The organism is Arthrobacter sp. P1_H7 (assembly GCF_056405215.1).
Genome location: NZ_JBFUCO010000010.1, coordinates 171963 through 192506 on the forward strand (window position 1 = coordinate 171963; position 20544 = coordinate 192506).

Sequence of the window (20544 nt, forward strand, 5' to 3'; positions counted from 1 at the left end):
TGTCGATTAGCGACCGGTTGTTGTTCCTGAGCGTAGTCAGCACCAGGCCGTGCGCCGCCTGCATGGCGGGGAGGACGTCCCCCGGTCCGCAGCCTTGGGAAATGCTTTCGGCGTTCCGTTCGCTCCCGCACAACAGCTCTTCGCGGATAGACAAGCCCCTCGGACCCTCGCCGGAGCACGCTTGAAGCAGCACTCTTAGGCCGCACCGGCCGCGATCTCTGACCTACTCGATGTGGAGTACCCCTATGGAAACCTACGACGCCCTTCTCGCCGCGATCACGCCGGTGTCCGGTGAAACCCGCACGATCTTTGACCCGGCCACCGGCCAGCCGGTGGGCGAAGCACCAGTCCACACGGTCCAGGACCTCGAAGCCGCCATCGCCGCCGCAGCCGCCGCGCAGCCGGCGTGGGCAGCGCTGGGCCACGACGCCCGGTCCGCCGCGCTGCTCAAGGCCGCCGACGCCGTCGAACGCTCCGCCGAGGAACTCGCCCGCCTGCTCTCCCGCGAGCAGGGCAAACCGCTGAACGGCCCGAACGCCCGCTTTGAGGTCGGCGCCTGCGCCGCCTGGCTCCGCGTCGCCGCCGGCACGCCGCTGGACCCCGAAACCGTGGTGGACGACGGCGAAACCCGCGCCGAACTGCACTACCGGCCCATCGGCGTCGTCGGCGCGATCGGCCCCTGGAACTGGCCCATGATGATCACCGTCTGGCAGCTCGCCCCCGCCCTGCGCATGGGCAACGCCGTCGTCATCAAGCCCTCCGAATACACCCCGCTGTCCGTCCTGGCCCTCGTCGAAATCCTCAACCAGGAACTCCCCGAGGGCCTCCTCACCGCGGTCTCCGGCGGCCGCGACGTCGGCGAGGCCCTGGCCGGACACCCCGCGATCGGCAAGATCATGTTTACCGGCTCCACCGCCACCGGCAAGGCCATCATCAAATCCTCCGCCGACACCGTCAAACGCCTCACCCTCGAACTCGGCGGCAACGACGCCGGCATCGTCCTGCCCGACGCCGACCCGAGGGCGATCGCCGAGGGCCTGTTCTGGGGCGCCTTCATCAACACCGGCCAGACCTGCGCGGCGCTCAAACGCCTCTACGTCCACGACGCCATCTACGACGCCGTCTGCGAGGAACTCACCACCGTCGCCGCCGCCATGCCCATGGGCAACGGCCTGGACGAGGCCAACGTGCTCGGCCCGCTGCAGAACCGCCAGCAGTACGACATTGTCGCGGCACTGGTCGACGCCGCCCGCGAATCGGGGGCCAGGATCCTCCTCGGCGGCAATCCGGAGAACGACCAGCCCGGGAACTTCTACCCCACCACCCTCGTCGCGGACATCGCCAACAGCAACCCGCTGGTCGCCGAGGAGCAGTTCGGCCCCGCCCTGCCGATCATCCGGTACGGCAGCGTGGACGAGGCAGTCGCCATGGCCAACGCCCTCGACGTCGGACTCGGCGCCTCGGTCTGGTCCTCCGACCCCGCCGAAGCCCGCAAGGTGGCGGCCCGGCTCGAGGCCGGCACCGTCTGGATCAACAAGCACGGGGCCGTGGACCCCCGCATCCCGTTCGGCGGCGCGAAGCAGTCCGGCTACGGACTCGAATTCGGCGTCGAAGGCCTCAAGGCCCTCGGCGTCCCGCAGGTCATCAACGGCTGACGCTGCTCCCAGCAGGGACCATCAGTGCAGCGCCTGCGGCACGGGTTCGTGCCGCAGGTAGCTGCGCCGGAACCGGCCGCTGCCGGCGGTCAGGGCCCGCAACTCCACCGCGTACCTCAACAGTTCCTGGTCCGGAACCTCGGCGCTGATCTCGGTGCCGTCGGCGCCGGCGGAGGTGGTCCCGGTCAGGCGTGCCCGCCGGGAGGACAAGTCGCTCATCACCGCACCCACGTGGTCCTCCGAAACGGAGATGGTCACGGACGAGACCGGTTCCAGGAACTGGATGCGGGTTGCCCCCGCCGCCTCCCGGAGGGCCAGCGCGCCGGCAGCCTGGAAGGCCGCATCGGAGGAATCCACGCTGTGCGTCTTGCCGCCGATCAGCGTCACCTTGATATCCACCACCGGGAACCCGGCCGAGACGCCTTTCTGCATCTGGGACCGCACGCCCTTTTCCACCGAGGTGATAAACGGCCCGGGAATCACCCCGCCCACGGTCTTGTCGACAAACTCGAACCCGGCGCCGCGGTCGAGCGGTTCCACCTCGATGTCGCACACCGCGTACTGGCCGTGGCCGCCGGATTGTTTGACATAGCGCCCGTGCCCGGCGGCCGGGGCGGCAAACGTCTCCCGCAGCGGCGTGATCACCGGGACGCTCTGCAGGTTCACGCCCTGGTCCCGCAGCCTGCCCAGGACGACGTCGGCGTGCGCCTCGCCCATGCACCACAGGATGAGCTGGTGGGTTTCGGAGTTGCGTTCCACCCGCAGCGTCGGGTCCCCGGCCGTGACCTTCCCCAGGTTCCTGGCCAGGGCATCCTCGTCGCCGTGCGTGGCGGCCTCGATGGCAACCGGCATGAGCGGGTCCGGCATGTCCCAGGCGGCCACCAGCAGCGGCAGCTCCTTGGCCGAAATCGTGTCGCCGGTCTCGGCGTTGCCCAGCTTGGTCAGCGCACAGATATCCCCCGCAACGCAGAACGGCACTGGCCGCAGTCCTGATCCCAGCGGGGAGTACAGATGGGTGACCCGCTCGTCGCTGTCGTGGTCCTCGTGGCCGCGGTCCGCCATTCCGCGGCCGCCCACATGGATCGCGGCGTCCTCCCGCACCACGCCGGAGAAGACGCGCACCAGGCAGACGCGGCCAAGGAACGGGTCGATCGTTGTCCGGACCACTTCACCGAGCAGCGTGCCGTCGGGATCGCAGCCGAGCGCGCCGGCTGGCACCCCGTCGAGGTCCGTCGCTGCGGGGACGCCGCGCTCCGCCGGCGTCGGAAACGCGCGCACCAGGACCTCGAGCAGCTCCGCCAGGCCGAGCCCGGACTCCGCCGACGCCGCCAGCACCGGGTGGAAGGACCCGCGGGCCACGGCCGTCTCAAGATCGGTGATCAGGACATCGGGGGCGATTTCCTCGCCTCCGAGGTAGCGGTCCATGAGTGACTCGTCTTCGCTCTCGGCAATGATCCCCTCGATCAGCGCGCCGCGTGCGGACTCCCCCGCGGCAAGTTCGACGCCGGTCGCGGCCCGGGTGGCCGGCGCCGGTTCCGCCGAACTGTAGTCGGAAACCGTGCCGGTCAGCAGTCCCAGCAGCCCGGTGACGGCACCGTCCGCGGGGACCGGCAGGTACAGCGGAACGATGGAGTCGCCGAATGCCAGGCGGCAGCGGGCGACGGCGGCGTCGAAATCCGCGCGCGGATGGTCCAGGCGGCTGATCACCACGGCCCGCGGCATCCCGAGCCGCTGGCACTCGCTCCAGAGCGCAGTGGTCGCTGCATCGACGTCGTCGGTGGCCGAGACGACAAACAGCACCGCGTCCGCCGCACGGAGCCCTGCCCGCAGCTCGCCGATGAAATCCGTATAGCCCGGAGTGTCCAGCAGGTTCACTTTGATGTCCCCCACCATCACCGGCACGACCGCCAGCGCCACGGAGCGCTGCTGCGCGATGGCGGAAGGATCCGAGTCGCTTACCGTGGTGCCTTCGGCGATCGAGCCCTTGCGGGTGATGGCTCCGGTGGCGGCAAGCAGTGCCTCGGTGAGCATCGTTTTTCCGGAACCGGAATGCCCCACGAGGGCCACATTGCGGACCTTGTCCGGCTGCTCCGGCGGCGCGACGCCGTTGGCGTCCGCCCGCCGGAGGTCAGATGTACCCCGGACCGGTCCCCTTGACGGCGTCTTGGCGCCTTTCGACGGCATGAGAACCTCCCGGCGTCGCATCCACTCGTGCCCCGCAGGGCCTTGTGTTAAGGATTGGACACCCTGGGACGCCCGGACAGCAAGGGCTTTTTCAGGCCGTGGCAGGAGCAACCAGGGACCCCGAGGCTGCCCGGTTCCGGAGCCATCGGCCCAGGGCCTTGCCTTTGCCCTTCCACCAGCTGTCTTCGTCGCTGCCATGGTGCCACCGGAAGATCACAGCGACCAAGATGAACATCCCGGCGGCGACCTCGGGCCAAGAGCCGGAGGCGGCATCGAGGAGCACGCTGAACGCCATGACCAGGATCGAAGGCAGGGCAAGTGTCCGGAACCAGGTGTTGGCGACGTACCGGCTGCGGGACCGCGGCACGGAGACCGCGCGGACGAAGTCGAAGCACAGGCAGACGACCACGAGGGCCTGTCCCAGGGACATCAGGATGTGCCCCGGCAGGGAGCCGGCAAACAGGACGGCCGCCTGGAGCCCCGGGCTCACGGCGCGCCCGTCAACGGAGCCGACCGCGAAGAATCGGCAGTGGACGGATCAAGCTCGGCTGAATCATGCATGCGATGCCCCCCGGCGTCTACGCTGCTCCTGCGCTGGCTCCGCGCCCGCGCTTCCCGTAGGAGCTGTGAGCGTGTCCTGCCAGCTTTTTCTGACACTCCAATTCAACGCGCGGCACGGGCAGGAAGTCACGCAAATCAGGTACCCGACTATCGGATGGCCGGTTACCTGTTTGCGTTCCGGTGTACTCAGTTCGCTCCTGTGGCTACTTGCCCGGGTGGATCCGCCCCACAGCCTGCCGGCCGGCTGCTCGCGCAAAAAGCAGACTACTTGCTCCGGCGCGCCTGGCCGGGCCAGCTGCCCGGCACCAGCCGCAGGCAGGTAGTTTCGCACCAATAATTACTCCTCAGCGCTTCCGGGCGGGTATTTTCCGGTCTGATTCCAGAGGCTTTCCGCGCCGGAACACGAGTACTTTCCTCGGAGCCACGTAGTTCGGGAGCCAAAAGACGAGTACAACTACGCGTTGTCCTGTCCGCAGTTCGCCGCAACGATTGGGCCATCGATTCAGCGCGGCAACCGCAGGATTGGGGGAATGCGGCTCCGGCCTGATGACTCCTGTCCGGGTGCCACCCACACAAGGAGTCTCACAAATGCGCAAGCTCACCAAGAAGAGCAAGGTCATCGCCGTTGCAGCCTCGGTCGCCCTCGTGGCCGTAGGCGGAGGCACTGCCTACGCCTACTGGACCACCACCGGCGCCGGCACCGGCACCGCTGCCAACTCCACCGGCGGCGGAACCGTGACCCTGCATGCAAGCTTCGCGGCCGGCCTGGCACCGGGCAACTCGGTGCCCGTGACGTACACGGCCGACAACAGCACCAACACCGGCACGGTCGTCGGCGCCCTCACCGCGAGCGTGACCACGAGCGCGCCCGCATGCCTGCCGGAATGGTTCACGGTCAGCGCCGCAACAACGAACACGCCCGTGGCAGCGAACAGCACCGGCACCCAGGTGGGGTCGGGAACATTGGAGTTCCTCAACAGCACCGCCAACCAGGATGCCTGCAAGTCGGCCGTCGTCACGGTCACCGTCGGCAGCGTGTAGCGGGTGTTCCCGGGGGCCGGACGCACGGCCCCCGGGGCGGCCTTCGGGCCACCGCGCAACAACGCATCAGCCACCGTCGACACCCACGATCCGCGCAAGGCTGCCGGGTCCAAGGAGGATAGGGAATGCAGCATCCACTGCGGTTCATCCGGCTCGCCAGGGAACATGCGGGCCTCGCCGGCCGCGTCCTCATCATTGGCCTGCTGGCCATCTTCCTGCCCGCGGGCACGCTCTACGCGGCGGGGCAGCAGTCTGCCCCGCAAAAGCCGGGAATCCTGGTGCAGATCACACCGTCCAGCAGGAATGTGGACCAGGGGCTGGCCACGAGTTACTCTGCCGCCGTCAGTTCCACCGGCGGGTTTTCCGGCACGGTATTGCTGGCTGTGGCTGGCCTCCCGGCGGGGGCAACGTCAAACTTCTCGCCGTCGTCCGTGAAGCTGACGGCCGGGAGCACCGCCCAGCTGAGCATGAACGTATCCACGGCATCCAGCACTGCCGCCGGAGACTACGAGCTGACCCTGACGGGCCAGAGCGGGGCGGTCCAGTCGGCCGCCGTAAAGACCCAGTTGCGAGTCAAAGCACCCCTGCGCGTGTTTGGACTCTCGGGCGATGTGTCCGGCCTGCTGGCGCCGGGTACGAGCCGGTCCATGGACCTGGGATTCACCAACCCGGACAAGGGCATCGACGTCGGCAACCTGACGGTCTCGATCACGGGTGTGGTCCGCACGGCGAAGGCGATCGCGGCCCACCTGCCCTGCACGGCGCAGGACTATGCCGTGGTGCAGTACAGCGGGCGCTATCCGTTGACGGTTCCGTCCGGCAGCAGCTCGCTCTCACAACTTGGTGTCCCGTCCGCCCAATGGCCCCGGATCGCCATGCTCGACACTCCTCGCCTGCAGGACGGCTGCAAGGGCGCAGTCCTCCAGTTGGCCTACTCGGGATCAGGGCAGGGAAACTGACATGCACTCCACACGATCCATGCTGCGCGGCACCAGAGTCGCCGGAACCGCCTCCGCCGCTGCCGCCGCGCTCTGCCTGCTGGCCGGCGGGGGCACGGCCTACGCCTATTGGGCCACCACCGGCGCAGGTTCCGGCGCCGCAGCCGCCGCCACGATGAATGCTGTAACTGTCGATGCGTTTGTAGCAAGCGACTCGAACCGGACCAGTCTGGTCCCGGGCGGCACGGCGGACGTGATCCTCCGGACCAGCAACCCCAACGCGTTCACGGTCAGGATCCACGCGGTGGTCTCCGCCGGGCCGGTCACGGCCGATGCCGCCCATGCCGGCTGCACCACCACGGGGGTTTCCTTCACGGCCCCCGCTGCCCCGCTGGCACCTGCCGTCACCATTCCGGCGAACTCGTCCCTTCTGGTGACCCTGCCCGGCGCGGCAAGCATGTCGATCCAGTCCCAGTCCGCCTGCCAGGGCGCGACCTTCAGGGTTCCCGTCACTGTGGAGGCACGACGATGAGTCACCGCAACAACCGCCAGGCTGGCGCCCGCATCCGGAGCCGCGTGGCCGTCGTCGTTGCCGGCGCCGCCCTCCTCTCATGGGCCGGTCCGGGAGCCAACGCCTTCTGGACTGCTTCTTCCAATGGGGGCACCGCGGCGGCCGCCGCAGACGCCGTGGCCGCCGGCGCAACGCCGTCGACGTCGGTGTCTGCGGGAAATGTCACGCTGGCGTGGAATGCGAGCACCACCCTGGCCGGCCGTCCCGTCACCGGTTACACGGTGGCTCGTTATTCCTCGGGAGGCCAGAAGGGCTCCGCCGGGGGAACCTGCGCTGCTCAACCTATCGCCGGGCTGGGCTGCATTGACCAAGGGGTCCCGACCGGCACCTGGTACTACACGGTCACCCCGGTGCTCGGGCAGTGGCAGGGAGTTGAGAGCGTCCGGAGCGCCGGTGCCGCCGTTGACACCACCCCGCCGGGCGCCCCCACAGTGACGGCCCCGGCCTACGTCAACTTCGGCAACGTCGCTGCGGTGCCGGTCAGCGGCACCGCCGAACCCGGCGCATCCATTGCCCTGTCTGTGACCGACGGAGTCCCGGCGCACGCCGTCTCCGCCACGGCGACCGCGGACAGCTCCGGGGTCTGGAACGCCACCCTCAGCCTGACGGGGCTCAACGCCGGAACCGTCACCTACCGTGCGGTCGCCACCGACACAGCGGGCAACCAGGGCAATCCCGCGGCGCCCGGCACGGCGGCCTCCTTCAAGGACGTCATCGCGCCCACGGTGACAGCGGTAGCGCTGTCCGGTGGCGGGGGCAACGGAAAAGATAACGGCAAGATCGAGCCCAAGGACAAGGTCACCCTCACCTACTCCGAGGCCCTGGACGCCTCAACGATCTGCAGCAGCTGGGCTGCCGGTGCAAGCGGCACAGTGAACGGGAACAACCAGGTCACGGTCACCATCAGCTCCCGGAACGTCCTGACGGTCACAGTGGAGAGCGCGGCCTGCCCGACGTGGAGAATCGGCACCGTCGGGCTGGGCGTCGGCACCAACTACGGACCTGCGACGGGAACGGTCACGTACAAAGGCACGGGTGTGAACGCCTCCGCAGTCAGTTGGGATTCCACCACCAATAAGCTCACCGTCACACTGGGAGACGTGATCACGGGTAATCCATCCAACGGAACGGAACAGCCCGCGGCCCCGTCCTACACGCCGTCAGACGGGATCAAGGACCTCGCTGGCAACTCCCTCGGCCTAACCCCATTCACCAGCCCCACCGCGTCACGCTTCTAACGCAAGAGAGTGCCCGGGACCACTGGTCCCGGGCACAGCCGTATGTCCTAGCCGATGAGTCTTAGTCCATGCCCCGCGGCCGCCACACCACCAGCGCCTGCGACCGCGCCTGCGGACGCTTGCCGCGGGCCAGGCTGACGACGTCGCCGGCAGTTCCGGCGGCGAAGATCCGCGAATCGGCCCCCTGGCGACGCCGGCCCAGTTCCTCAGTCAGTTCGCTGACCCGGCGCTGCAGGGCGGCCACCTGGTTCTCCAGCTGCAGGATCCGCTTGATGCCCTCCAGCGAGACCCCCTCCTGGGAGAGCCGCTGGACCTCGCGGAGCATGTTCACATCCCGTTGCGAGTAACGCCTCGACTTGCCCGGGGCACGGCTGGGCGAGACGATGCCCAGCCGGTCGTACTGGCGCAGTGTCTGCGGGTGCATGTCCGCCAGTTCCGCGGCAACGGAGATGACGAAGATCGGCTGGTCGAAGTCGATGGCCATGGCTGGATCCCGTTCCTAGAGCCGGGCCTTGGCTGCCAGGCCCGCGCGGACGTCCTCACCGGCGGTGGCCGCGGCGAAGGCCTTCACGGCCTCCTCCGCGTCCTTGTTCAGCTTCCGCGGAACAGCGACGTCGATTGTCACCAGCAGATCGCCGGTGGCCTTGGCGTGTTTGACGCCGCGGCCCTTGACGCGCAGCGTCCTGCCCGAGGGGGTCCCCGCGGGGACCCTGACCTTGACCTTGTCACCGTCGATCGTCGGAACCTCGATGTCCGCGCCCAGTGCCGCCTCGGGGAAGGAGACCGGAACGTGGATCCGGAGGTTGTCGCCGTCGCGGATGTAGAACTCGTGCGGCTTCACCGAGACAGTGACCATGAGGTCGCCGTTGCCGGCGGGAGCGTGCTGGCCCTTGCCGCGGACGCGGACCTTCTGTCCGTCCTTGATGCCGGCCGGGATGCGGACGTCGATGACCTCGCCGTCCGGTTCGCGCAGGCCGATCGTGGTGCCGCGGATTGACCCGGCGAATGAGATCGAGGTGGACGCGGTCCGGTCGGCCCCCTTCTGCGGAGCCCGCTGGAAGGACTGGCCGCCACCGAATCCGCCGCCGCCGAAGAGATCCGCGAACTCGGGCGGAATGCCGCCGGCCGTGCTGTAGCCGCCGGAATGGCGGCCCCCGCCGCCGGTAAAGAGTCCGCCGAAGAGGTCCTCGAAGCCTGCTCCGCCGGCAGCTCCGCCGCTTCCGCCGGGGGCAAAGCGTGCGCCGCCGCCCATGGCCCGGATGGCGTCGTACTGCTGGCGCTCATCGGGATCCGAGAGCACGGAATAGGCCTCGGAGATGTCCTTGAACTTCTTCTCCGAGGCGACGTTCCCCGCGTTGGTGTCCGGGTGGTGCTGCCGGGCAAGTTTGCGGTAGGCCTTCTTGATGTCGGCGTCGGAAGCGTCCTTGGCGACACCAAGGATCTTGTAAAAGTCCTTGTCCACCCAGTCCTGGCTAGCCAATGGCGTTTCCTCTCTAAGTCTGTATTGCGTTCGAGCTCCGCTGGATAGGGGGCCGTGCCCGCTTCGCGGTGCCCGCCACGCCGCGGCCCCCTATCCAGCTGCGCTGCGTTCATCTCACCTTAGGCGAGACAACCGCTGAGCCGTAGCGGATGAGGGGGCCCGGGAGTGGCATCGGGCCTGCCGGAGCGGGGGGGGGGGGGGGGGGGGGGCGCGCGGAGGACGCGGTCGCCGGACTTGTAGCCCGAGCGGAGCACCTGGCTGACGGTGTCGATTTCGATGTCCGTGCCGGGCTGCTGGATGAGGGCCTCGTGGATGGTCGGATCGAACTCCACGCCGGTCTCATCGATGCGGACCAGTCCGTACGTCTTCAGCGCAGCCTCCAGCTTGGCGGCGATCGCGGCGAACGGGCCGTCCGCGAGGTCGCCGTGCTGGCGGGCGGCGTCGACGTCGTCCAGTACCGGCAGCAGTGCGTTCAGGACGCCGATGACGGCCATCTCGCCCGCCACGGCCCGGTCGCGCTCGACCCGCTTGCGGTAGTTGACGTACTCGGCCTGCAGGCGGCGGAGGTCATTCCTGAGCTCCTCCGCCTCGGCAGCGGGAGCGCCCTGGGATACAGATTCCGCGGCGGGCACCTCAACACTGTTGAGGATGTCCTCCGCCTGGGACAGGGCATCCCCGGAGCCGGAGTCCGCCGCGGCGGCAGCGTGCTCCTGGTCAGGGTGGCGGGCCTGGCCGGTCTTCGGATCAACCTTCCGGTTGTCGTGGATCACCGGCTTCTGCGGGTCGTTCTCTTGCTCGTTGCCGCGGCTCGGGTTCCCGGAAGAACCGTGCTCTTCTTCGTTACCGTGGTGCGGCATGATTACTTCTTCTCGTCTTCGTCAACGATTTCGGCGTCGACGATGTCCTCGTCGGAGCCGGCTGCCGGCTCGCCTGCGGGGGCACCCTGAGCACCGGCGTGGCCGTCGGGGGAACCGGCCTGGGCGTAGATGGCTTCGCCGAGCTTGGTCTGGGAAGCCTGCAGCTTCTCGAACGCGGTCTTCACGGCGGCGTCATCGGTGCCTTCGAGGGCCTTCTTGAGGGCGTCGACGTCGGCCTTGACCTCGGTCTTGACCTCTTCGGGCAGCTTGTCGGCGTTGTCAGCGATCAGCTTGTCCACGGAGTAGGCGAGCTGCTCGGCCGTGTTGCGGGTGTCGGTTGCCTCGCGGCGGGCCTTGTCCTCGGCTGCGTGCTCTTCGGCGTCGCGGACCATGCGGTCGATGTCTTCCTTGGACAGCGCGGTGCCGCCGGTGATGGTCATGGACTGTTCCTTGCCGGTGCCCTTGTCCTTCGCCGAAACGTGCACGATGCCGTTGGCGTCGATGTCGAAGGTGACCTCGACCTGCGGAACGCCGCGGGGGGCCGGCGCGATGCCGGTCAGCTCGAACGTGCCCAGCGGCTTGTTGTCGCGGGTGAACTCACGCTCGCCCTGGAAGACCTGGATGGCCACGGACGGCTGGTTGTCATCCGCGGTGGTGAAGGTTTCGCTCCGCTTGGTGGGGATGGCGGTGTTGCGCTCGATCAGGTGCGTCATGATGCCGCCCTTGGTTTCGATGCCAAGGGACAACGGGGTGACGTCGATCAGCAGCACGTCCTTGCGCTCGCCCTTGAGGACACCGGCCTGCAGGGCTGCGCCGACGGCGACGACCTCATCGGGGTTGACGCCCTTGTTGGGCTCCTTGCCGCCGGCCAGTTCCTTGACGAGGTCGTAGACGGCCGGCATGCGGGTGGAGCCGCCGACGAGCACGATGTGGTCAATCTCGGAGAGCTTGATGCCGGCTTCCTTGATGACGTCCTGGAACGGCTTCTTGGTGCGGTCCAGCAGGTCCTTGGTGAGGTCCTGGAACTTGGCGCGGGTCAGCTGCTCGTCCAGGTGGACCGGGCCGTCGGGGGTAACGGACAGGTACTGGAGGGAAACGTTGGTGCTCGAGGAGGAGGAGAGTTCCTTCTTGGCCTGCTCCGCGGCTTCGCGGAGACGCTGCAGGGCAATCTTGTCCTTCGTGAGGTCGATGCCCTTGACCTTGAGCTGGTTCAGCAGGTATTCCACGACGCGCTGGTCCCAGTCGTCGCCGCCGAGGTGGTTGTCACCGGCGGTGGCGCGGACCTGGATGGTGGAGAAGTTGTCCTCATCCTTGCCGACTTCGAGGAGGGAGACGTCGAAAGTTCCGCCACCAAGGTCGAAGACCAGGATGAGTTCGTCTTCCTTGCCCTTGTCCAGGCCGTAGGCCAGGGCGGCCGCGGTGGGCTCGTTGACGATGCGCAGGACGTTCAGGCCGGCGATTTCGCCGGCTTCCTTGGTGGCCTGGCGCTGGGCGTCGTTGAAGTAGGCCGGCACGGTGACGACGGCGTCGGTGACCTTCTCACCGAGGTAGGACTCGGCGTCGTTCTTGAGCTTCATGAGGATACGGGCGGAAATTTCCTGCGCCGTGTACTTCTTGTCGTCAATGGCGACCGTCCAGTCAGTGCCCATGTGGCGCTTGACGGACGCGATGGTGCGGTCAATGTTGTTGACGGCCTGGCGCTTGGCGATCTCGCCGACCAGGACCTCGCCGGACTTGGAGAAGGCAACAACCGACGGCGTGGTGCGGCCACCCTCGGCGTTGGCAATGACGGTGGGCTCGCCACCTTCGAGAACGGAGACGACGGAGTTAGTGGTTCCGAGGTCGATACCTACTGCACGTGACATGGATTGCTTCCTTACTTCCTTGGAATCTTGCGGAGATGGCCGCGGACCCGCAGTGGCTCTAACCGCAGCCGGTCCGACCGTTATTGAGCGATCTACACTCAACTTTACCCAGAGGCGGACATAAGTCAATTCAAAGTTGAGCGATGTTGACTCAACTTTGTTTGCCCGCCCCGGCCGCGGCAACTCATCCCCGCCTAAATTCCCCGGATTCCAGCCCTTCGGGCGCCTCCCGGGCAGCGTTTCGCCCTGCGCGAACCTGCACAGTGGGCGCGGGCGCGCAGACCCGGGCAGGGGACCAGCCGGCGCCCGCGCCGGCTGGACCCGCCGTTTTCCTTGGCGTTAGCTGTCGTCCCGGGCGGCGTCGCCGTCGGCAGGCTCTCCCGCTGCCGGCCGGGCGGATCGCTCGGGACGGGACGTACCGGCGCTCCCGTAGTCGCCTTCGGGGTATTCACCCTCCTCGGCGACGCCGGCCGACTCACCGGCGACGCCGGCGGGCTCACCGGAGACCCCGCCCTCGCCGTAGTCGCCCTCGGGATAGTCGCCTTCCACGTCGCCGACGACGGCTGCTCCGGCCACGCCGGCCTCGCCATAGTCCCCCGCCGCGTACTCCCCCTCGACGGCCGTGGGCGGGACTTGGCCTGCCGTGCCGGCGGAGCCGTAGTCGCCCTCGACATACTGCCCCTCGGGCGCCGCGGCCTCTGCTTCACGTTCCGCGGGACCGGCATCGACGTTCTGGGGCGCTGCCTTTCCGGGGACGTTCTCTTCAGGCGTGTTCTCAGCAGGCCTGTTCTCTTCAGGCCTGTTCTCTTCAGACATGGATGGATCCTTCCTGGACGCATCTGGCGCGCCCGTGCGGGCGCAGGGGCAGTCTATCGAGCGCCACGGCGGGGCAACAGGGGAAGCTCGTTTACGGGGCAGCGCCGGCCGCCGGCAGCCCCGCGACGTCGGCCAGCACCGCGAGGTGGTGGCCGAAGAGCTCCTCCGGGGCAGTGAATGTGCCGGCGCCGTACTGGCCGAAAACTTCGAAGCTGACGGCGCCGAAGAGTGCGGTCCAGGCGAGCGCGCCGCGGGCCAGGAGGTCATCCGGCACCGCCAGGCCGAACTCGGCGCGGATCTTCGCCAGGTCCCCGGCCAGTCCGGCGGCCACGGCAGGGCCCTGCCGGCCGGCCGCGGCCAGCCGCCCGGCCCGGAAGGCGCCGTCGAGGATGCCGATGAGGGCCATAATCACCCTGGTTCCCGGGCCGGTGGTCCGCTCCGCCGGGGCCTGATAACCGGGCACCGGACTGCCAAAGAGCAGGGCATAGCGGGACGGCTCGCGCAGCGCCCAGCCCCGCACCGCGCCCCCCAGCGCCGCGAAGCGCCCACCGAAGTCAGCCTCCGGCACGGCCCCGACGGCGGCATCCACCGCGTCGCCGAGGTCGTTGTACGCATCAATCAGCAGAAGGGTCAGCAGCTCCTCGCGGCTCTCCACGTAGCGGTACACCGCCGACGAGACGACGCCGAGATCACGGGCCACGGCGCGGAGGGACAGTGCTGCGGCCCCGTGCAGCGCCAGATGCTCCCGGCCCAGCCGGACAATATCGGCGACAGTCTGGGCCCGGGCACGCTCGCGTGGGGTGCGCAGCCGCACAGCCGCGCCGGCCGCGCCGGCCGCGCCGGCCGCTCCGGCCGCTCCGGCCTGGCTGGCTGCAACGCCGGCGTCTATCGCGGCCGCAGTCCTGTCCTCTGGCATGAGTCCAGCATTCCACATCCAAGAGCACTGTCAACAAATGTGAGCACCGCTCTTGACTTGTTGGACCCGGCGTCGCATCCTGAATGGGAGAGCACTGCTCTCGATAGTTCAAAGGAGATCGGAATGTCCCACCCTGCAGCCTCCGGCCACCAATCGTCCAGGCTCTATGTCGTCACAGGGGCCGGCCCGGTGGGCTGGACCGTCGCGGAACAGTTGGCTGCGGCGGGCCACCGCGTGCGCCTCCTGACGAGGTCCGGCAGCGGACCCGCCCACCCACTGGTGGAAAGACTGTCGATCGACGTTTCCGAGTTCGCCCGGCTCGGCGAGGCCTTCCGGGGCGCCGCGGCCGTTTTTCACTGCATCCACGGCTCGCGGTACAACGCCGAGGTGTGGGCCAGGGAACTGCCGGCCGCCGAGCTGAACGTGCTCGCTGCGGCGGGCGCGGCGGGCGCCGTCGTGGTCTTTCCGGAAAGCCTGTACTCCTACAGCACCCCGGAAAACATCATGACCGAGGACAGCCCCCCGGCAGGCGCAGGGCGGCAAGCGCGGCGTACGGACGGCGCTGCTCGCGGCCCGCGTGGCGTCCCCCACCGCTACCGTGAGCATGGTGGCCGGCGACTTCTTCGGCCCGCGGGTCCGCAACTCGAACGCCGGCGAGCGCATGGTCCGGCCCGTCGCGGCCGGCAAGCCAATGCAGGTGATCGGGCGGACGGACCAGCCGCATTCCTTCACGTACGTCCCGGACCTCGCGGCCGCCATGATTGCCGCGGCAGGCCGGCCTGACGTGTGGAACCGGGTGTGGCACGCGCCCACCGGACCTGCGCTTACCCAGCGCGAGATCGCGCGGGCATTCGCCAAGGCGTCCGGCGCCCGGGCACCGCGGGTCACCGGCGTACCCGGGTGGGCAGTGAAGGCAATGGGCGTGTTTTCCCCGGATATGCGGGAGCTGGCCGAGACCATGTACCAGTTCGAGCACCCCTTCGTCATGGATTCCACGGCTAGCCAGGCCGCCCTGGGGCTGACACCAACCCCGCTGCATGAGGCAGCCGCCGCCACCGTCGCCTGGTGGGGGGACGGTGGACGGTGACTGGGGGACAGTGACGGCGGCTGCAGTGTTCGGTTCCGCCTAGCGGACCCCGGCCTCCTCATTTTCAGCCGGATCTTCGGCAGAAAGAGAGGACCGGGCGCCCTCGCGGGCCGCGGCTCCGCTCCCGGGCCGGCCGAGCTTGCCGGGCCACCAAAGCCGCGGGCCGATGTCGTAGGCCAGCGCGGGCACCAGCAGGGAGCGGACCAGCACCGTGTCCAGCAAGACGCCGAACGCGACGATAAAGGCGAGCTGGACCAGGAACATGATCGGGATGACGCCGAGGGCCGCGAAGGTGGCAGCCAGGACCACCCCGGCAGAGGTAATGACCCCGCCCGTCACGCCGAGGCCGCGCAGGATGCCGGCCCGGGTGCCGTGCTTGAGGGATTCCTCCCGGACCCGGCTCATCAGGAAGATGTTGTAGTCGACGCCCAGTGCCACGAGGAACACGAAGCCGAACAGGGGCACTGTTGCGTCGGCCCCGGGGAAGCCGAAGACGTTGTTGAACACGAAGGCGGAGACGCCCATCGCCGCGGCGTAGGACAGGACCACGGAGGCGACCAGCAGGACCGGGGCGAGCACCGAGCGCAGCAGCAGCATGAGGATGACCAGGATGACACCCAGGACCACCGGGATGATGGTGACGAGGTCACGCTGGGCCGTGGTGTTCGTATCCAGGGCCGTGGCTGTCACTCCGCCGACCAAAACCCCGCCGTCAATCTTCTTCAGTTCCTGGCGGAGCAATACCACGACGTTTTCGGCGTCGGTGGAGTCGGCGGCGTGGTCCAGTGTCGCGTTGATCAGGACTTTCCCGTCCCTGACGGCCGGGGCAGCCGGCGCGCCCGGGGCGCCGGTGATGACCGGGGCACCACCGTCGGCCAGCAGATAGGCGTCCCCGACGCCGTCGCTGGCCTTGACCTCCGCCAGTACGTTCTGGGCCTTTGCCTCGTCGACCACGATCACCGCGGGGCTGCCGGACCCGGCGTCGAAGTGCTGGCCCAGGGCTTCTTGGCCGTCCACGGCGTTGGAGGCGGTGAGGATGACGTCAGTCTGGGCCACGCCGTTGGCCTTGAGCTGCAGGAGGCCGGCACCGGCCACAAGGAGCAGCAGGACGGAGGCGACCCAGACCGTGCGCGGCCGGCGGGCAACGAGCGATCCTGTGGCCCGCCACAGCCCCTTCTGGCCCTCCAGCCCGGTGACCAGCTCCGGTTCCCGCTGGGTTTCCGGCAGCAGCTTGGGCCGGAACGGCCAGAACGCCGCCCGGCCCAGCAGCGCCATCAGGGCCGGCAGCAGGGTCAATGCCGCGAACAGCGCGCAGAGGATGCCCGCCGCCGCCACCGGGCCGAGGGCCTTGTTGGAGTTGAGGTCGGAGAAGAGCAGGCAGAGCAGTGCGATGATCACCGTGGCTCCGGAGGCCAGGATCGGTTCCCAGGCGGCCTTCCACGCGGTGAGGGCGGCGGCCGTCCGGTCGGTGGTGTGGGTCAGGGCCTCGCGGAACCGTGCCACGTACAGCAGGGCGTAGTCGGTGGCAGCGCCGATCACCAGGATGGACAGGATGCCCTGGCTTTGGCCGTTCAGCTGGATCCAGCCGGCCTTGGCCATGCCGAACACCAGCAGGATCGCGGCGCACAGCGCGAAGACCGAGGTGAAGAGCACCATGACGGGCAGCAGCAGCGACCGGTAGACGATCAGAAGGATCAGGAACACGGCGCCGAGGGCCACCAGCAGCAGGATGCCGTCAATGCCGGCAAAGGCACTCACCAGGTCCGCTGTGAGCCCGGCCGGTCCGGTCACGAAAGTCCGCATTCCTGCCGGCGCGGACGCCTGGACCTCGTTGCGCAGTTCCTTGACTACCGTCTTCACTTCCGCCGAGGAATCGATGGGCACGACGAACTGGACCGCCTTGGCGTCCTCGGACGGGATGGGTCCGATCACCGTACTGCCGGCTTGCAGTGCCTCCAGCGTGCCCTTGAGGGCCGCGGCCTCGCGGAGCTGGGCCGGGGTGAAGGAGGAGTCGCTTTCCACCACGATCACGGCGGGGATCTCCTTGGAGTCCCTGAACTTGGCCTGCCAGTCCGCGGCTTCGGTGGCCTCGGCACTGGCGGGAAGGAATGATGCCTGGTCGTTGGATGACACCTCGCTCAGGCGGCCGAATGTCGGGCCGCCGATGCCGGCGATCGCCAGCCAGGCCAGGACGAGCACTGCGGGAACCAGCCAGCGCAGCCAGAGCGGGGCGCGCGTCGTAGCGGGCGAAGTGGTTTTCATGTTTCCTTCCAGGGTGCGCTTCGGAGTAGGACCTGAGATAAACTCCATAGTAGACTATCTCCATCATAGAGATAAGACGGCGGCGCGCACTACCGGAGGAGAATGGGAAAGACAGTCGGCGTCAGGCCGCTCCGCAGACCCTGCAGTAGACTCCCGAAGGCGCCGTCTACAGCGCCGACCTGCCGCGGTCAGACCGCCGGGGCAGGATCAAGGGACGAAGGAGGTCTGCCGTGTCAGCCGAATCCCCGGGCCTATACGATAACGCAGGCCCATCCGAAGACGCGGTCTCGCCCAAGAACACAGTCCCGCCCGAAGCCGCCGGCCCGCCGCCCCTGGTCCGGCTCCTGCAGGAATTCACCCTCGAAGCCAACCGCTATGTGGACTCCGCCGGCGGCCGCAACGACATGCATCGCACAGATCTCAACGCCCTCGCCGTCATCATGCGGCACGCGGCGCGGGACCAGATTGTCACCCCAGGGGTGCTGAGGAAAGAGCTGAACCTCAGCTCCCCGGCCACTACAGCCCTGATCGACCGGCTCCACAGTTCCGGCCACGTGGTCCGAGAGCGCGAGGGCGCGGACCGCCGCCAGGTACAGCTGCGCATGACCCCCAAGGCCTACCGGGACGGCGGCGCTATGTTCCTCCCGCTGGCCCGCCACATGGGTGCAGCCATGGCGAACTTCACGCCGGAAGAACTGGAGATCGTCACCCGGTTCATGAACTCCATGATCGATGCCACCGTCCGGGCCGGCGAGGAAGCGGCCCGCGGCCCCGGGCAGGAGCCGGGGCAGCGCCACCGCTGATTCGCAGCGCGTTGCGTCACGGGTGGGCGGCAGCCTGCGGCCGGCCACCGGGAACCGCCGCCCAGATCTGGGACTGCATGTCGGTGACTACGGCGGCAACGCCGGTGAAGGCTCCCTTTCGTCGATATATGAGATCGACGAAAGGGAGCCTTCGTGAGGTGGGCTTCGGCAGCATCCACCTGAGCTGCAGGATCACTGGGCGAGAAGCCTGGCAGGATGCTGAATTGGTGGTGTCGACGAATGACGTCGATGCCATTTAATTCTCGTTGGAGGCGGATTTACCACTGTGCCGCGCCCTGCGTGGACGCTTCACCGTGCGCGAAAGCACTCGGGTACCGACGAGAAAGCCAAGAAAATGTACAGGTTGGATACCTACCCTTGCGACGTGGCACAGCAACGAAGCCATCGGCACGCCACAACTTCATTTCTCCGCAAGAATAGCGAGGCGCGACCCCAGCAAAGCGAGTTCCCCGCACGCGCCTAACCAACAAGACGCGACTCAAGGGACTTGACAGCTTCCTTTCGATGTGACGAAGCCCGTCATTAAGCGAAATTCTGCATGACAATTCCGGCACTTCATTATCTTGCGTGGACACTCTCCATACACTTTATCTATTGCAACACAACAGGCGCACAATTCAGGGGGACAAATTGGTATCAAATGGGATCGGCGCCATACGCCGCATTTTCAGTCCGGCACGCACAGCACTCATAGCACTCCTTGCGGTGCTTCTTTCACTTCTCACGGCTGCGCCCTCCCTAGCTGCGGCGTCCGAGGCTGAACCCAACGGCACCATGGCGGCCGCAACAGTGGTGCCTCTGGGAACCACCRTTTCCGGTTCAACACTCAGCGCAAGCTACTACGACACCGATTACTACGCCATCGACCTGCCCAAGGCAGGCAGGGCCGGCCTGAACTTCAAGTTCCCCGCCGGGCTCGGAACCGGAACCACCTACACACTCAGCATCTACAACGCCAACGGCACCAACCTCTACAGCTTCGACCTCGACGGCTCCGCCGCARACGGCAGCTGGCTCKCCAGCCAACAAATCAACCTCCCTGCRGGCCGCGCSTACATCAARATCGACGGCTACGACAGCAACKCAAGCTGGGGCAAGACCTACACCCTCAACCTGGGCTGGATTTGGTCCACAACTCCGGTACCAGGCATCTCCGGAACAGCCCAGGTGGGCCGGACATTGACTGCGGTCACTGGAACCTGGTCGCCCACGCCGGATGTACTGGGTTTCCAGTGGTTCCGCTCCGGAACGGCCATCACCGGGGCAACTGGGAAAACGTACACGTTGCTTGCCGCCGACTACGGCAAGACCATCAATCTGAAAGTAACCGCGAGCAAGGCCGGGTACCCCACCATCACCAAGACCTCCGCCGCCACGGCAGTGGTCGCGAAAGGCTCCCTGACGGCGCCGGTGCCGACCATCACTGGCGCGGCTAAGGTCGGATTGACCCTGACCGCGGCCCCGGGGACCTGGGGACCGTCACCGGTGACCCTGACGTATCAGTGGAAAGCCAATGGCGTCGCCATCGTCGGCGCGACCACCACAACATACAAGCCCGTTGCAGCCGACGCCGGCAAAACCCTCACCGTCACCGTCACCGGAACCAAGACCGGCTACACCACCACCGCGAAGACCTCCGCCGCCACGGCAGTGGTCGCGAAAGGCTCCCTGACGGCGCCGGTACCGACCATCACGGGCACGGCTAAGGTCGGCTTGACTCTGACCGCGACGCCGGGGACCTGGGGACCGTCACCGGTGACCCTGACGTATCAGTGGAAGGCCAACGGAGTGAGCATCACCGGCGGCACCGCGGCGACCTACAAACCCGTCGCGGCCGATAAAGGCAAGACCCTCACCGTCACCGTCACCGGCACCAAGACCGGCTACACCACCACCGCGAAGACCTCCGCCGTAACCACCGCCGTCGCTTGACGGGGACCGGCAGCTTTACTGAACTACACGGTCAGTTCCGCCCACTGACACGCACGTGAAGGGTTAAGGCGTAGGAGCGAGCACGATTTGCTGCTCCTACGCCTTACATCAAGGAATGGAAGTGTGTGGTGCAGCGTTCGCGCCGCCTGGGCGAGCCCCGCTTGCATGCCCTGCCTGGCCTCCCAGATCCGCTCCCACTGCCTGGGCGGGGCCCGCCTCATCGCTGCCCCACCCCCAGCACTTGTCGGGAATGGCAGTCCGCCGCTGGTGTCCGCAGCTGGTCTCCGGCGGCGGACCGCCCCCGTTACCGGCCCCTC

The 20544-nt window shown here is 67.9% G+C and carries 16 protein-coding genes and 1 pseudogene; 8 read left to right on the forward strand and 9 right to left on the reverse strand.

Annotated elements, in window-relative coordinates; translation table 11 throughout:
- Positions 1-245: 245 nt before the first annotated feature.
- Positions 246-1655 carry an aldehyde dehydrogenase family protein gene (locus tag AC1DXI_RS11700; protein WP_476938761.1) on the forward strand — a complete coding sequence of 470 codons (1410 nt, stop codon included), beginning with the start codon at positions 246-248 and terminating at the stop codon, positions 1653-1655.
- A gap of 21 nt (positions 1656-1676) precedes the next feature.
- On the opposite strand, the gene AC1DXI_RS11705 is transcribed toward AC1DXI_RS11700, so the two are convergent.
- Together AC1DXI_RS11705 and AC1DXI_RS11710 are read right to left on the reverse strand one after the other, a co-directional pair.
- Positions 1677-3839 carry an elongation factor G-like protein EF-G2 gene (locus AC1DXI_RS11705; RefSeq protein ID WP_476938762.1) on the reverse strand — a complete coding sequence of 721 codons (2163 nt, stop codon included), beginning with the start codon at positions 3837-3839 and terminating at the stop codon, positions 1677-1679.
- 91 nt (positions 3840-3930) lie between these two features.
- Entirely contained in the window at positions 3931-4329 is a 399-nt protein-coding gene (locus tag AC1DXI_RS11710; protein ID WP_476938763.1) for a hypothetical protein, read from the reverse strand.
- 659 nt (positions 4330-4988) lie between these two features.
- Between AC1DXI_RS11710 and AC1DXI_RS11715 the strand changes: the two genes are divergently transcribed.
- The 4 genes from AC1DXI_RS11715 (at position 4989) to AC1DXI_RS11730 (ending at position 8188) form a co-directional block, all read left to right on the forward strand.
- Positions 4989-5441: a hypothetical protein gene (locus AC1DXI_RS11715; RefSeq protein ID WP_476938764.1), complete on the forward strand. Its 453-nt coding sequence runs from the start codon at positions 4989-4991 to the stop codon at positions 5439-5441.
- Positions 5442-5566: 125 nt separating this feature from the next.
- On the forward strand, positions 5567-6400 hold the full coding sequence (locus AC1DXI_RS11720; protein WP_476938765.1) for a COG1470 family protein: 834 nt from the start codon (positions 5567-5569) through the stop codon (positions 6398-6400).
- Between the two features lies 1 nt (position 6401).
- Complete coding sequence (locus AC1DXI_RS11725) at positions 6402-6911, forward strand: hypothetical protein (RefSeq protein ID WP_476938766.1); 510 nt, start codon at positions 6402-6404, stop codon at positions 6909-6911.
- A complete protein-coding gene (locus tag AC1DXI_RS11730; RefSeq protein WP_476938767.1) occupies positions 6908-8188 on the forward strand; it encodes a hypothetical protein in 1281 nt (426 codons plus the stop codon). Before AC1DXI_RS11725 ends, AC1DXI_RS11730 begins: the two co-directional genes overlap by 4 nt.
- A gap of 61 nt (positions 8189-8249) precedes the next feature.
- On the opposite strand, the gene AC1DXI_RS11735 is transcribed toward AC1DXI_RS11730, so the two are convergent.
- The 6 genes from AC1DXI_RS11735 to AC1DXI_RS11760 all read right to left on the reverse strand — a co-directional run bounded on the left by AC1DXI_RS11735 (position 8250) and on the right by AC1DXI_RS11760 (position 14122).
- On the reverse strand, positions 8250-8672 hold the full coding sequence (locus tag AC1DXI_RS11735) for a heat shock protein transcriptional repressor HspR (protein ID WP_018774085.1): 423 nt from the start codon (positions 8670-8672) through the stop codon (positions 8250-8252).
- Between the two features lie 15 nt (positions 8673-8687).
- Complete coding sequence (locus tag AC1DXI_RS11740) at positions 8688-9668, reverse strand: DnaJ C-terminal domain-containing protein (RefSeq protein WP_476938768.1); 981 nt, start codon at positions 9666-9668, stop codon at positions 8688-8690.
- A gap of 119 nt (positions 9669-9787) precedes the next feature.
- Positions 9788-10525 carry a nucleotide exchange factor GrpE gene (locus AC1DXI_RS11745; RefSeq protein WP_476938769.1) on the reverse strand — a complete coding sequence of 246 codons (738 nt, stop codon included), beginning with the start codon at positions 10523-10525 and terminating at the stop codon, positions 9788-9790.
- 2 nt (positions 10526-10527) lie between these two features.
- A complete protein-coding gene (gene dnaK / locus AC1DXI_RS11750) occupies positions 10528-12390 on the reverse strand; it encodes a molecular chaperone DnaK (protein ID WP_018774082.1) in 1863 nt (620 codons plus the stop codon).
- 339 nt (positions 12391-12729) lie between these two features.
- Positions 12730-13206: a hypothetical protein gene (locus AC1DXI_RS11755; RefSeq protein WP_476938770.1), complete on the reverse strand. Its 477-nt coding sequence runs from the start codon at positions 13204-13206 to the stop codon at positions 12730-12732.
- 91 nt (positions 13207-13297) lie between these two features.
- A complete protein-coding gene (locus AC1DXI_RS11760) occupies positions 13298-14122 on the reverse strand; it encodes a TetR/AcrR family transcriptional regulator (RefSeq protein WP_476938771.1) in 825 nt (274 codons plus the stop codon).
- 123 nt (positions 14123-14245) lie between these two features.
- Here AC1DXI_RS11760 and AC1DXI_RS11765 point away from each other — a divergent pair.
- Positions 14246-15209, forward strand: a pseudogene (locus AC1DXI_RS11765) (NAD-dependent epimerase/dehydratase family protein).
- A gap of 39 nt (positions 15210-15248) precedes the next feature.
- Here AC1DXI_RS11765 and AC1DXI_RS11770 read toward each other — a convergent pair.
- Entirely contained in the window at positions 15249-17471 is a 2223-nt protein-coding gene (locus AC1DXI_RS11770; RefSeq protein ID WP_476938772.1) for an MMPL family transporter, read from the reverse strand.
- Positions 17472-17701: 230 nt separating this feature from the next.
- On the opposite strand from AC1DXI_RS11770, the gene AC1DXI_RS11775 reads away from it, so the two are divergent.
- Positions 17702-18274: a MarR family winged helix-turn-helix transcriptional regulator gene (locus AC1DXI_RS11775; protein WP_476938773.1), complete on the forward strand. Its 573-nt coding sequence runs from the start codon at positions 17702-17704 to the stop codon at positions 18272-18274.
- 726 nt (positions 18275-19000) lie between these two features.
- Positions 19001-20227 carry a hypothetical protein gene (locus AC1DXI_RS11780; protein WP_476938774.1) on the forward strand — a complete coding sequence of 409 codons (1227 nt, stop codon included), beginning with the start codon at positions 19001-19003 and terminating at the stop codon, positions 20225-20227.
- The last annotated feature ends 317 nt before the right edge of the window (positions 20228-20544 follow it).

Excerpts from the sequence above, each read along its gene's own strand:
- AC1DXI_RS11700 (WP_476938761.1), top strand. The coding sequence starts at position 246 with ATGGAAACCTACGACGCCCTTCTCGCCGCGATCACGCCGGTGTCCGGT.
- AC1DXI_RS11705 (WP_476938762.1), bottom strand. The coding sequence starts at position 3,839 with ATGCCGTCGAAAGGCGCCAAGACGCCGTCAAGGGGACCGGTCCGGGGT.
- AC1DXI_RS11715 (WP_476938764.1), top strand. The coding sequence starts at position 4,989 with ATGCGCAAGCTCACCAAGAAGAGCAAGGTCATCGCCGTTGCAGCCTCG.
- AC1DXI_RS11720 (WP_476938765.1), top strand. The coding sequence starts at position 5,567 with ATGCAGCATCCACTGCGGTTCATCCGGCTCGCCAGGGAACATGCGGGC.
- AC1DXI_RS11725 (WP_476938766.1), top strand. The coding sequence starts at position 6,402 with ATGCACTCCACACGATCCATGCTGCGCGGCACCAGAGTCGCCGGAACC.
- AC1DXI_RS11730 (WP_476938767.1), top strand. The coding sequence starts at position 6,908 with ATGAGTCACCGCAACAACCGCCAGGCTGGCGCCCGCATCCGGAGCCGC.
- AC1DXI_RS11735 (WP_018774085.1), bottom strand. The coding sequence starts at position 8,672 with ATGGCCATCGACTTCGACCAGCCGATCTTCGTCATCTCCGTTGCCGCG.
- AC1DXI_RS11745 (WP_476938769.1), bottom strand. The coding sequence starts at position 10,525 with ATGCCGCACCACGGTAACGAAGAAGAGCACGGTTCTTCCGGGAACCCG.
- dnaK (WP_018774082.1), bottom strand. The coding sequence starts at position 12,390 with ATGTCACGTGCAGTAGGTATCGACCTCGGAACCACTAACTCCGTCGTC.
- AC1DXI_RS11755 (WP_476938770.1), bottom strand. The coding sequence starts at position 13,206 with ATGTCTGAAGAGAACAGGCCTGAAGAGAACAGGCCTGCTGAGAACACG.
- AC1DXI_RS11760 (WP_476938771.1), bottom strand. The coding sequence starts at position 14,122 with ATGCCAGAGGACAGGACTGCGGCCGCGATAGACGCCGGCGTTGCAGCC.
- AC1DXI_RS11770 (WP_476938772.1), bottom strand. The coding sequence starts at position 17,471 with ATGAAAACCACTTCGCCCGCTACGACGCGCGCCCCGCTCTGGCTGCGC.